At 62.1% G+C, this 12,258-nt stretch carries 12 protein-coding genes; 4 read left to right on the top strand and 8 right to left on the bottom strand.

Annotated elements, in window-relative coordinates; genetic code table 11:
• The first annotated feature begins 157 nt into the window (after positions 1 to 157).
• The gene (locus tag ACZ6J2_RS05730) at positions 158 to 346 is read left to right on the top strand and encodes a YfgG family protein (protein ID WP_029739958.1); all 189 of its coding nucleotides are present in this window, start codon (positions 158 to 160) and stop codon (positions 344 to 346) included.
• Here the strand turns inward: ACZ6J2_RS05730 and ACZ6J2_RS05725 are convergent.
• A complete protein-coding gene (locus ACZ6J2_RS05725) occupies positions 343 to 1,233 on the bottom strand; it encodes a LysR family transcriptional regulator (RefSeq protein WP_471725133.1) in 891 nt (296 codons plus the stop codon). The genes ACZ6J2_RS05730 and ACZ6J2_RS05725 overlap by 4 nt on opposite strands.
• A 97-nt stretch (positions 1,234 to 1,330) precedes the next feature.
• On the opposite strand from ACZ6J2_RS05725, the gene ACZ6J2_RS05720 reads away from it, so the two are divergent.
• The 3 genes from ACZ6J2_RS05720 to ACZ6J2_RS05710 are packed head-to-tail and all read left to right on the top strand — an operon-like array spanning position 1,331 to position 3,833.
• Positions 1,331 to 2,560 carry an MFS transporter gene (locus ACZ6J2_RS05720; RefSeq protein ID WP_471725132.1) on the top strand — a complete coding sequence of 410 codons (1,230 nt, stop codon included), beginning with the start codon at positions 1,331 to 1,333 and terminating at the stop codon, positions 2,558 to 2,560.
• A gap of 50 nt (positions 2,561 to 2,610) precedes the next feature.
• The gene (locus ACZ6J2_RS05715; protein WP_471725131.1) at positions 2,611 to 3,078 is read left to right on the top strand and encodes a DUF6130 family protein; all 468 of its coding nucleotides are present in this window, start codon (positions 2,611 to 2,613) and stop codon (positions 3,076 to 3,078) included.
• Between the two features lie 11 nt (positions 3,079 to 3,089).
• Positions 3,090 to 3,833, top strand: coding sequence for an alpha/beta fold hydrolase (locus ACZ6J2_RS05710; protein WP_471725129.1), 744 nt, complete (start codon positions 3,090 to 3,092; stop codon positions 3,831 to 3,833).
• A 55-nt stretch (positions 3,834 to 3,888) separates the two neighbouring features.
• On the opposite strand, the gene iolB is transcribed toward ACZ6J2_RS05710, so the two are convergent.
• Genes iolB through ACZ6J2_RS05675 form a run of 7 tightly spaced genes read right to left on the bottom strand, consistent with a single transcriptional unit; the run spans position 3,889 to position 12,249 of the window.
• Positions 3,889 to 4,713 carry a 5-deoxy-glucuronate isomerase gene (gene iolB, locus ACZ6J2_RS05705; protein ID WP_471725127.1) on the bottom strand — a complete coding sequence of 275 codons (825 nt, stop codon included), beginning with the start codon at positions 4,711 to 4,713 and terminating at the stop codon, positions 3,889 to 3,891.
• 9 nt (positions 4,714 to 4,722) lie between these two features.
• Positions 4,723 to 5,613, bottom strand: coding sequence for a myo-inosose-2 dehydratase (iolE, locus tag ACZ6J2_RS05700; protein WP_047652661.1), 891 nt, complete (start codon positions 5,611 to 5,613; stop codon positions 4,723 to 4,725).
• An 11-nt stretch (positions 5,614 to 5,624) separates the two neighbouring features.
• Positions 5,625 to 7,529 carry a bifunctional 5-dehydro-2-deoxygluconokinase/5-dehydro-2-deoxyphosphogluconate aldolase gene (locus ACZ6J2_RS05695; RefSeq protein ID WP_471725126.1) on the bottom strand — a complete coding sequence of 635 codons (1,905 nt, stop codon included), beginning with the start codon at positions 7,527 to 7,529 and terminating at the stop codon, positions 5,625 to 5,627.
• 12 nt (positions 7,530 to 7,541) lie between these two features.
• The gene (locus ACZ6J2_RS05690; RefSeq protein ID WP_471725125.1) at positions 7,542 to 8,675 is read right to left on the bottom strand and encodes a Gfo/Idh/MocA family protein; all 1,134 of its coding nucleotides are present in this window, start codon (positions 8,673 to 8,675) and stop codon (positions 7,542 to 7,544) included.
• 8 nt (positions 8,676 to 8,683) lie between these two features.
• On the bottom strand, positions 8,684 to 9,712 hold the full coding sequence (locus ACZ6J2_RS05685; RefSeq protein WP_028014045.1) for an ABC transporter permease: 1,029 nt from the start codon (positions 9,710 to 9,712) through the stop codon (positions 8,684 to 8,686).
• A gap of 11 nt (positions 9,713 to 9,723) precedes the next feature.
• The gene (locus tag ACZ6J2_RS05680; RefSeq protein WP_471725123.1) at positions 9,724 to 11,271 is read right to left on the bottom strand and encodes a sugar ABC transporter ATP-binding protein; all 1,548 of its coding nucleotides are present in this window, start codon (positions 11,269 to 11,271) and stop codon (positions 9,724 to 9,726) included.
• Positions 11,272 to 11,319: 48 nt separating this feature from the next.
• Entirely contained in the window at positions 11,320 to 12,249 is a 930-nt protein-coding gene (locus ACZ6J2_RS05675) for a substrate-binding domain-containing protein (protein ID WP_471725121.1), read from the bottom strand.
• Positions 12,250 to 12,258: the final 9 nt, after the last annotated feature.

Genomic DNA, 12,258 nt, shown 5'->3' with positions numbered 1-12,258 from the left:
TCTTCATATTATCAATATGGTAAATGCATTAATTAATTTCAATAACATTAATCAATGTAAACATTGACGGTTATTTACACACAGCAGAATTGACCCCGCCTTCCCGCTGTGCCTTAATATCCTTGTCGCCCAAAAGGGCTTATCCAGGAAAAACAGAGTGAGTCAGGTCACGCGTATGCGCAAACGACATCAATTTAATACCCGAATGACCCGCATCATACTGCTCATCAGCTTCCTGTTTTTCTTTGGCCGCTTCGTTTACTCTTCAATTGGCGCCTGGTACCACCATCAGGACAAAACCCAGTCGCAGCAATCCAGCCTGACCGTCGACACCGCCGACCGCTAAACTGCCGTAGGATCTTGCACGAGCCGAATAATGGCCGCGATCCCTTTGCTGAGGATTTTATCCTGCCGCATTACCACCGCCAGCTGCCGCTGCAGCATGGGCGTAAGCGACATCACGCATAGCCCTTCGCGATCGGCATCCTGTTCGACCGCCATTCGCGGCACAATACTGTAGCCCAGCCCCGCGCGAACCATGCGTTTGATCGCCTCGATGCTGCCAAGCTGCATCACCGGTGCGATCGCTAATCCATTAGCCGCAAACCAGCCATCGATCAGCGCCCGGGTACCGCTGCCTGATTCAAAGGCAATCAGCGGCTGAGCGTGCAGCGCCTCCGGGGTAAAGTCCCTGAACGCATCCTGCTGCTCCCTCGACGCGATAAAAACAAACTCTTCGTCCATTACCGGCATGACGTCCAGCGCTCTGCCGCTCACCGGCAGCGTCACCAGCCCCATATCGAGCCGGTTCTCTTCGATGGCCCTGACGATGTCGAGGGTGTTGCCCGTCGTCACCCCCACGCTCAGGAGCGGATAGTCTTTGCGCAGCTTCTCCAGCAGCGGCGGCAGAAGATGGATGCAGGCCGTTGCCCCCGTGCCAAGCGTAATGGTGCCGCCCACATCGTGGCTGAATGCGCTCACGGACCGGATGGCGTCATCCACCGCCAGCTGAATACGCTCCCCATGCGCCAGCAACGCATGCCCGGCAGCCGTAGCCTTAATCCCCCGCCCGGTACGCTCCACCAGCCGCGTTTGCAGAAACTGCTCCAGCTGACGTATTTGCAGGCTGACGGCGGGCTGGGAAATACCCAGCGCATCCGCTGCCGCTGAAAAGCTGCCGCGCTGGATCACCAGACGGAAGGTGGCGAGATAGCCCAGATTAAGCGTTGTCATTCAAAGTTTCTCTTATACCGCGCATAAGGTTGCTGCCCTGCCAGCACAATAGCGCGCGAGTTATGCTCAGGACAACTGCATAACGGAATGAAAAACAATGGAAACACCTGCCCTGCCTCGCCGCCTCGCCCTCACGGCGGGATGTAATCAACTCATCAACTGGGGGATCTCGTTTTATATGCCCGGCACCTTTGCAATGGCGATTTCAGCCGACCGGGGATGGTCATCACCGCAGATTTACCTCGGCCTGACGCTGGCGATGCTGGTGATGGCGGCGGTTTCCCCGTTTGTCGCCCGCCTGCTGGCACGCTTTGGCGGTCAGAAGGTAGTGATGAGCGGCACGTTGCTGATCGCCGCAAGCTGCGCAGGGATGGCATTTACCAAGACGCTTTTTGGCTGGTACTGCGCCTGGCTTATCGGCGGCGTAGGGATGCGCCTGTCGCTGTACGACGCGCTGTTCGCCGCGCTGGTAAACCTCTACGGGCAGCAGGCGCGAAGAACAATCTCACGCGTCACGCTGGCGGGCGGGCTGGCCTCCGCCGCTTTCTGGCCGCTGGGCGATGCTCTGCTTCAGGTCATGAGCTGGCAGGAGGCGCTGCGCGTCTACGCGCTCTTCGGGCTGCTGAGCGCGATGCTGATTCGAACGCTTCCCCAGCAGCGGCTGACGGTGACGACAAAGGTCACCGCGCCGCCTCTTAACAACGAGCGGCGTAACGCCTGGCTTTATGCCGCCTTCATTGCCCTCATCACCTTTGTCTCTAACGGCACCTCCACCCATCTGCCGGAGTTTATTGCCCACTTTGGCCTGCCGGTCGCCATCGGCATGCTGTGGGGGATTGGCCAGACGGGTGCCCGCTCGCTGGAAGTGCTGGCGGGTGCCCGCTTAACTCCCTTCAAACTCACGCTTTTTACCGCGCTCGCCATGCCGCTCTGCTTTCTACTGGGGATAAGCAGCTCCCTGTTTATGTGGTGTGCAGCCGGGTTTGTGCTGGGCTACGGCGCCATCAACGGACTGGTCACCATCGTGAAAGCCACCCTGCCGCTGGAGCTGTTTAGCTCCGAAAGCTATGCCCGCCGCACGGGCATGCTGCTTATCCCCGGCCAGCTGATGGCGGCAGCCTCACCGTTTGCCTATGCGTGGCTGAATAAAACGCTGGGGATCGCAGGTGCAATGTGGGTATCAACGGGATTGACGCTGGTGATTGCCGGGCTGGCGATAGCGATTGTGCGTCGTCCAGGCAGGCAAACTGTATCGCACTGTATCCAGAGCGCCACGCTGACAAACGGGTACAAAACGCCGCCTCCGGCAAATATCTCCGATACATAAAAATGGTTTTCTTTCCCTGTCGTCATTCACAACCGATAAGGAGAGAACCCATGATTCGTCGCTATGCACTTTTCCCCCTGCTATTCCTGGCCTCTGTAGCCCATGCCCGGACCACGCCGCTGGATAACCTGAGCGCAGAGGACGTTAACGGCCCCGCCGCCGTTGCGCCGCTGGCGCAGCCGCAGCCGCCTGCCAGGCTGATAGTCGATCCCCCGCTTGCCGGGCCGCTGAGCAAAGGCGCGGTGTTTATCCAGTACCGTGCCGAAAACCTGCGCATCGAGCCGGTATTCGGCCCCGAAGCGCTCAAGGTCACGCCGCGTATCGGGCACATTCACGTGGTGGTGGATGACGCGCCGTGGCACTGGGCTGACGCCAGCGGAGAGCCGGTGATCCTCGTGGGGCTACCCGCCGGTAAACACAAGGTGACGATTATTCTGGCCGACCCGACGCATAAGCCGCTCGACCACAAAACCGTTGAATTCACCGTCCCGCCCCACGCGGCGGTCCACCATTTTTAAGGAGTCAGAAGATGAAAGCACTGTCTGTAGTGACGGCAGGCCTGCTGGCAGTTTCCGCCAGCGCCTTTGCGCAGGGTAAAACCAGCGTCGTGCTGGTGCACGGCGCGTTTGCCGACGGCAGCAGCTGGAATAAGGTGATTACCCTGTTGCAGAAGCAGCACGCCGAGGTCATTGCCGTCCAGCTCCCGCTCACGTCGCTTAAGGATGACGTTGCGGCCACGCGGCGGGCCATCGCCCGCGCCGAGGGTGACGTGGTGCTGGTAGGCCACTCCTGGGGCGGCACCGTGATTAGCGAGGCGGGCAACGATGCGCGGGTAAAATCGCTGGTGTACGTGGCGGCGTTCGCGCCGGATTCCGGCCAGTCGACGGCGGACCTGGCAGGAAGCTATCCTGCCCCGCCGGGCAGCGCGGGCATTGCTAAAACGGCGGACGGCTATTTATACCTGCCGACAGGAGCTGTCAGAAAGGACTTCGCGCCTGACGTGAAGCCAGACATTCAAGATACGATTGCAGCCACGCAGGGGCCGATTAAGGCCGAGGCCTTTGGTGAAAAGGTCGCCCACGCGGCGTGGCATGACAAACCGAGCTGGTATGTGGTCAGCAAGAATGACCGTATGATCAACCCCGATCTTGAACGGGCGATGGCGAAGACGATCCATGCGAAAACCGCCGAGGTGGCGGCAAGCCACGTGTCGATGGTGAGCCAGCCGCAGATCGTTGCCCGGACGATTGAGCAGGCGATTGAAGCAAAATAATATTTTGTAAATTCCAGGCCGGGTAAGCGCAGCGCTACCCGGCAAAAAAATAGCTTCAGCGCCCGCTGTCCGCGGGATAATCCCGATTAATCCACGCGTGGTCCTCTTCCCAGGTGAACATCCATTTACGCACCGGGCCGGCCATCACGTTGAGGTAGTAGCTATCATACCCGGCCATCGTCGCGACCGGGTGGTAGCCCTTCGGCACCATCACCACGTCACGGTTATAGACCGCCATACACTCATCCAGCGTTCTGTCGTCGGTGTAGACGCGCTGCATGCAGAACCCCTGCTCCGGGTTGAGGCGATGGTAGTAGGTCTCCTCCAGATAGGTCTCCTGCGGCGGGTTATCCGTGTCGTGCTTGTGGCTCGGGTACGAGCTGGTGCAGCCTTCATTGGTCCACACCTCCACCACCAGCAGGCTGTCGGCGGGCTTGTCTTCCGGCAAAATATTATGCACGTAGCGCTGGTTGTGACCTTTGCCGCGCGCTTCACCGTCGATATCCTGCGGCGCAATCAGCCGCGTCGGATACGTGCCTTTGCCCGGCGCGGCGCAGACCGCCAGCTCCAGCGTCGTCAGCGCCTTCACCTGCACCGACTCCTGCGGGGCGACGTACACCGCCCACGGCTTAACGCGCTCGAAGGGGCTCATCCGCTCGCCGATGTCGTTAAACTGCGCGGAAGGCGTGCGGATGGAGGCGCGTCCGGCGACCAGCACCAGACAGCGCTCTTCGCTAACGGCGGGCAGCGTCAGCGTCTGCCCCTCCTGCAGCTCATACGCCTCAAAGCCGACGTACCCCCACCCTGCGCTTTCCGGTGTAACACACTGGGTGCGCCCCTCCGCGTTCGGCTGTTGCCAGCGTGATAACAGACGTGACATGTTCCCTCCTCAAATCAGTCCGGCGTCGCGCGCCAGGCGGCTCAGGTTGTTATACCCCAGACGGGCGTAGGTCAGCGGATGGGCAATCGCCGGATCCTGCTCCGCCTCGACCACCAGCCAGCCGTGATAATCCTGCGCCTTCAGCAGCCGCATAATCGGCGGGTAATCGACGCAGCCGTCGCCCGGCACGGTAAACACGCCGCTCAGCACCGCATCGAGGAAGCTGGTTTTGCGGTTTTTCACGTCCGCCAGCACGTCGGCGCGCACGTCTTTGCAGTGAACGTGGTTGATGCGCGACGCCCAGCGCTGCGCCACCGCCAGCGGATCGGCCCCGGCAAAGGTCAGATGGCCGGTATCCAGCAGCAGTCCGACCGCCTCCCCGGTGTGAGTCATCAGGTTGTCCACGTCCTCGGCAGACTCAATCACCGTGCCCATATGGTGATGGTAGGCAATCTGCACGCCCTGCTGCTGGGTGTAGCGGGCAAATTCGGTGAGCTTCTCGCCGTACTCCTTCCAGCGTTCCTGCGGGAAGCGCGGGCGCAGATGCACCGGGGTCTGCTGCTCGCCGTGAATGCAGCCGCTCACTTCCGCAAACACCAGCACCTTCGCCCCCAGCTCGCGCAGCAGCGTCAGGTGGGACTGCACGGCGGCGATCTCCTCCTCCACGCTGCGCTCCAGCAGGCGGCCGGAGTACCAGCCGGAGACCAGCTGCAGGTCGTGACGCTGCAGGATGGGGCCAAGCAGGCGCGCTTCGCGCGGGAATTTATTGCCCAGTTCGAAGCCGGCAAAACCGGCCTCTTTCCCTTCGCTCAGACAGGTTTCCAGCGAGGTTTCCGCGCCGAGAGAAGGCAGATCGTCGTTCGTCCACGTCAGCGGGTTAATGCCTAATTGCACACTCATTGTCGTCTCCATTATGCGTGTCCGCGCTCGCGCCACCAGGCGATAAGCTGCAGGTAGTTGTCCCGGATGCGCGCCACCAGCTGCGCATCGTCAATATCGTGCTTCAGCCACGCGCGGGAGGCATCGCCAAACAGCGTGCGCCCTACGGCGAAGCCTTTCACCAGCGTCTGCCCCGCTGCGGCTTTGAAGTCGGCGCGCAGCTGTTCCGCCGGAGCGTCCAGGCCGAGGATCACCACCCCGCGGCAGTGCGGATCCCGGCGTTCGATAATCTCGCTCAGCGCCGTCCAGCCGTCAGCCGAGAGCGGCGGCAGCTTCCACCAGTCCGGGTAAATGCCCAGGTTGTAGAAGCGGGAGATGGCGCGCAGGTAGAGCTCGTCGCTGCGCGGCATGGTCGCGGGCAGGATCACCTCCAGCAGCAGCTCGTGCCCGGACCGGCAGCAGGCGTGGTACACCTCGGCGATTTTCTGCTCCTGCTCCAGGCGCAGGCCGTGGGCATCTTCCGGGTGGAAGAAGACCAGGCACTTCACCACGTGCTCCTGCGGCCAGCTGATAAGCTGGGTGCCGATGTTACCGTGCTCCATCTCCAGCGGCCGGGAGCCCGGAAGCTCGATGGGGCGACCAATCCACCACCCTTCCCCGGTAATCGCGTTCAGCGCGTCCTGACCAAAGGTGCCGTCGCACAGCAGGCCGGCTTTGCCCTCCAGCCCGGCGCGGCTCGCCGCCTCGCGGCTGGCCTGCAGGATCAGCTGCTTCAGCGCCGGAATGCGCTTAAGCGACGCGCCGCACTGCATCGCCATATCCTCAAGCTGGCTGCGGTGGTCGAAGGCCATCACGCACAGCTCCGGCCATTCGCGGCGGCGGGTGGTCACCCGGTGGAGATGGTTAAGACGCGGGTCGAGATCCGGGCGCGGCACGTTCGCGGCGCGGGAAAGATAGTCATCCAGCTCGATTTTGCTCGGCATCGCCGGGGCGCAGCCGTGGCGCGAGACCACCAGCGCGCCGCAGGCGTTGGCGTAGCGGCACGCCTGCTCCCAGCCCTCGTCGTTCAGGTAGCCGCGCAGCAGGCCGGACATAAACGCGTCCCCCGCTCCGAGGACGTTCAGCACCTCCACGCGCACGCCGGTCACCGTCAGGCCGTCGTCCAGCCGGGGCGGAATGGCGTCGGTATAGACCGAGCAGCCGAGCGCGCCGCGTTTGCAGACCAGCGTAGCGTCACTGACGGCGCGCACCTGCCCCAGCGCCTGGAGGGTATCCGTGCTGCCGCCCGCAATGTGAAACTCCTCTTCGGTGCCGACAATGACGTCGAAGAGGTGCAGAACCTCCTGCAGCTCGCGGGTGACCTTATCGGCGGCGATAAAGCGCGTTTCCCCGTCGCCTAAGGCGGTCAGCCCCCACAGCACCGGACGATAGTCGATGTCCAGCACCGTGCGCACGCCGTGACGGCGGGCATAGCCCAGCGCCGTCAGCACCGCCTCGCGGGTTTGCGGATGAGAAAGGTGAGTCCCGGTGATGGCAAGACAACGTGCGGAGGCAATGTAGCTTTCGTCCACATCGCTGGCGGTAATCGCCATATCCGCGCAGTTATCGCGATAAAAAATCAGTGGAAAGGTGTCCCGGTCTTTAATGCCGAGCAGCACCAGCGCCGTAAGGCGTTGTTTATCGGTAATCAGATGGCTGGTATCGCAGCCCACCTGGTTGAGCTCTTCCCGCAGGAAGCGACCCATATGTTCATCGCCGACGCGCGCCAGCATCGACGAACGTAAACCCTGACGCGCGGTGCCGTACGCCACGTTCCCCGATGACCCGCCGAGATATTTGGCGAAGCTCGACGCGTCTTCCAGACGGGCACCAATCTGCTGACTGTAGAGGTCTACCGCCACGCGGCCCATGCATATCACATCAAACTGCTTTTCCACGTTGATACCTCATCAGACAATGTCGTTCACGTTCAGCCAGCGGCCTTCCCGGTGCGAGAGCGCAATCGCGTCCAGCACGCGAGACACCTTCCAGCCCTCTTCGAAGTCCGGCCACATCGGCGCGTCGGCGGCTATCCCGTCCACCAGGTCGCGCACCTCCACCGTTTTTTGATCGTTAAAGCCAATCCCGTGTCCCGCGCCCATGCAGAACGCGGCGTAGTCCGGGTGTGACGGGCCGACGAGCAGCGTGCGGAACCCCTGGCGGTTCACCGGATCGTCATGCAGATAAAGCTTCAGCTCCGCCATGCGCTCCTGAGTGAAGCTGATGGCGCCTTTCGTTCCGGTGATGACGTACGACAGCCCCATCTTGCGGCCGCAGGCAACGCGGGAGGTTTCAATCACACCCTGCGCCCCGCCCGCAAAACGCACCATCGCGTGGGCCTGATCCTCGTTTTCAACGGCAATCATCTCTGACGATCCGGCCTTCGCCGGGCGCGCCGGAACCACGATCTTCAGATCGCCGCAGACCTGCTCGATATCCCCCACCAGGTACTGGGCCATGTTGACGATATGCGCCGCGAGGTCGCCCAGCGCCCCCAGCCCGGCGGTCTCTTTGAAGCAGTGCCAGTGAATGGGCGAGAGCGGGTCGGCCATATAGTCTTCGTTGTGGGTGCCGTAGAAGTGGATCACCTCGCCAATCTCGCCGCGCGCGATAATCTCCTTCGCCAGCTGCGCCGTCGGGTTTTTCATGTAGTTGAACCCCACCAGCGTTTTCACTCCTGCCCGCTGTGCAGCCTCAACCATTTCACGCGCGTCGTGGGCGTTCAGCGCCAGCGGCTTTTCCGAGTAGACGTGCTTGCCGTGGCGGATCGCCTCCAGCGCCATCTCTTTATGCAGATGGTTGGGAGAGCAAATATCCACCACGTCAATGGCCGGGTCGGCCACCAGCGCCCGCCAGTCTCCGGTGGAGCGGTTGAAGCCAAACGCCTGCGCGCGCGCTGCCGCCAGCTCCGGCGTGACTTCCGCCACCATCTCGCGCACCAGCCTGCCGCGCAGGTTGAAGACCGTCGGGGCCTGGGCATAGGCGATAGCGTGCGCCTTGCCGATATACCCGGTGCCAATTAATCCAATACGAACCTCTTTCATCGTGATCCTCACAGTGCGCCGCGACGGCTTTTGGCATAGGTATCGAATGCCACCGCCAGAACGATAATTAATCCGGTGATAATCTGCTGGTAGTAGGCCGAGACGTTCATCAGCACCAGGCCATTAATCAGAATGCCCATGATGATGGAGCCGATAATGGTGCCGCCGATGCGCCCGTAGCCGCCCATCAGCGAGGTGCCGCCGATCACCACCGAGGCGATGACGCGCAGCTCAAAGGAAATCCCGGCCACCGCCTCGGCGCTCCCCAGACGCGCGCTCAGGATGAAGCCCGCCAGCCCGGCCAGACAGCCGATCAGCACGTAGACGCTGACCAGCACGCGCTTCACGTTGACCCCCGCCAGCCGCGCCGCCTCCGGGTTGCCGCCGATGGCGTAGACGAAGCGGCCCCAGCGGGTTTTATGCAGCGCCAGATAGCCGCCGACGGCGACGATGGCGAAGATCCAGATCGGAATAGAGATGCCGAGCAGCTCCCCGCGTCCCCACCAGCGGTAGCCAGGGTCGAAACCGGCGATCGGCGCGCCGTCGTTAATCACCAGCGTCAGGCCGCGCCAGATGGTCATCCCTCCGAGGGTGACGATGAACGGCGGCAGGCGCAGGCGGGTGACGCCCAGGCCGTGCAGGAAGCCAATCGCCGTACCCATCGCCAGACAAATTCCCAGCCCGATCAGCCAGCTCATGCCGCCCCAGGCGTTCGGGTCGACGGTGGTGAAGTTATCGCCTTTGATCACGTACGCCGCGGTCATGGCGCACACCGCCAGAATGGAGCCCACGGAGAGGTCGATCCCGGCGGTGAGAATGACGAAGGTCATCCCCACGGCCATGATCCCGTAGATGGACACTTCGGTCAGGATGTTGAAAATATTGCGTTCAGAGAAAAAGTTGCTGTTCTGCGACTGGAAGAAGATCAGCAGCAGGATCATGAAAATCAGCACCCCGAAGCGCTCGAAGAAGGCGATGGGATCGATGCGTCCGGCGCGTTTGACCGGGGCCTGCGTTTTAGAAATCATCTGCGTCATGAGAAACTCCGTTATGCCGCGTTCAGGGCGTTGTGGTTGATGGCCATCATCGTCATCAGCCGTTCTTCGTTGGCATCGTCGCCGTGGATCTCGCCGGTCACCCGGCCTTCGCTGAGGGTGATGATCCGGTCGGACACCGCCATCACCTCAGGCAGATCGGAGGAGATCACGATCACCGCCACGCCCTTTTTCGCCATGTCAAACAGCACCTGGTGCACTTCCGATTTGGTCCCCACGTCGATGCCGCGCGTCGGCTCATCGACGATCAGCACCCGCGGGTTGAGCGCCATGCAGCGCGCGAGGATCACCTTTTGCTGGTTGCCGCCGGAGAGCTTGCGCACCTCCTGCGCGCTGTTGACCATTTTGATCTGCAGCGCCTTGCGGTAGGACTCAATCAGATCGTCCTCTTTTCGGGTGTTTACGAACCAGCGCCACTGGAGCAGCGAGGAGAGACAGGAGAGCGACAGGTTGTCACGAATCGACAGCCCCAGCACCGCCCCCTCTTTTTTGCGGTCTTCCGGCACCAGCGCCACGCCCTGATCGAGGGCATACAGCGGGTCGCGCGGCTGGTACGGCACGCCGTCCAGCTCAAAACTCCCCGAGGTAAAGGCGTCTGCGCCAAACAGGCAGCGCGCCACTTCGGTACGTCCCGCGCCCACCAGCCCGGCAATGCCCAGAACTTCCCCGGCATGGACGTGGAAGCTGATGTCGTGCAGGGCGATGCCGTGCGGATCCAGCGGCGGCTTTTCGCGGCTCAGCCCCTTCACCGCCAGGCGGACGGGTTTGTCCTCGTGATGCGTTTCGCTGGGCGGACGACGGTTAAAGGCCACGTCGCGCCCGACCATCAGGCGGATCAGCTGTTCGACGTTGGTCTCCGCCACCGCGCCGGTGCCGGTGAAACGGCCGTCCTGGAAAACGGTGAAGCGATCGCAGAGCTGGAAAACTTCGTGCAGACGGTGGGTAACGTAAATAATGCTCACGCCGCGGTTTTTAAGCTCCCGCACCACGCGGTGCAGGCTTTCCACCTCGCTGTCGCTCAGCGCGGCGGAAGGTTCGTCCATAATGATTAACCGGGCGTTGAGGGTCAGCGCCCGGGCGATCTCCACCATCTGCTGCTGGGCGACGCTCAGGCGGGCGACAGGCGTGGTCGGCGCAACGTTCAGCTGGAGGTAATCGAGAATGACCTGCGCCTCCTGGTTGACCGCCCTTTCGTCGACGATCAGGTTACGCCTGCGCGGCTCGCGGCCGAGAAACATGTTTTCCGCGACGGTCATGTTGGGCAGCAGGTTGAATTCCTGATAGATGGTGATAATGCCCTTGTTCTGCCGTTCCACCGGGGAGTCGTCCACCGGCAGCGTTTCGCCGTTGAACCAGATATCCCCGCGCGTTTGCGGCTGCGCGCCCGCGAGCGCCTTCAGCAGCGTGGATTTTCCCGCCCCGTTTTCCCCCAGCAGGGCGTGAATTTCGCCGCTGCCGACGGTCAGCTGAGCGCTGCTCAGCGCCCAGACGCCGGAAAAGCTTTTTGCCAGGTCGGTCACTTTCAGTAAGGGTTGCGACATCGGTCTGCTCCTCCTCATGATGAGCCGCCAGAGGCGGCTCGGGACATATTAGTTACCGGCCTCACCGATACGCTCAGCCTGCTGCAGGTTCTCTTTGGTGATCAGCGTCGGCGGGTAGTCGGCCCCGGTGATGGCTTTCTTCTCGCGCACGTTGGCCACCAGCTGGCTCATCGCCGTCTGCACCGCAAAGCCCGGACGCTGATCCGCCGTTACCGCCAGCCAGCCGTCGCGCACGCGGGCCAGCGCTTCCGGCACCGCATCAAAGCCGGTTACGAGAATTTCGCCCGGCTTCACGCCCTGGCTCTGCAGCGCTTCAATCGCGCCCAGAGCCATATCGTCGTTGGCGGAGAGGATCACCTGCGGGCGCTTCGGCAGCGAAGGCAGCACGCTTTCAACGATGCGCATTCCTTCCGAACGCATCCAGTTACCGGTCTGATCGGCGACGATCTTGTATTTATCCCCGCCCGCCTTCAGGCTGTCGCGGATCCCTTTGGTGCGTTCAATATTGGAAGAGGAGCCCGGCTGGCCGGTGAGGAGAATGATGTCCGCGCCGTTGGGGAATTTGGTTTTGACGAAGTCGCCAACCGCCTGGCCGCCCTTGTAGTTGTTGGCGCCAAAGTGCGGCACTTTCTTCTGGCTGTCGACGGAGCGGTCAAGGGTGACGATCGGCAGCTTCGCATCCTGAATTTCATCCACCGCGCTGGAGACCGCGTTGACGTCGTTCGGGGAGACGATAAAGCCTTGCGCCCCGCGGGTGATGGCGTTTTCCAGGTCAGCCACCTGCTTCGGCGAGCTGCCCTGTCCGTCCAGCACCTGAAGCTTCACGCCCATCTCTTTTGCGGCTTTCACCGCCGTGCGCTGCATGTGAACTTCAAACGGCATGGCCAGGTTTGGCGTACTGAAAACAATTTGCTCGTTTTCGGCGAGGGCGGCCCCGGACGCCATGGCGATGAGGGCGGCTACGATCAGTTTTTTCATTATTATGTC

This window comes from Enterobacter sp. E14S (genome assembly GCF_055666685.1).
Note: the sequence above shows the minus strand (reverse complement) of the source record. Positions and strands in the feature narration are given on the sequence as shown.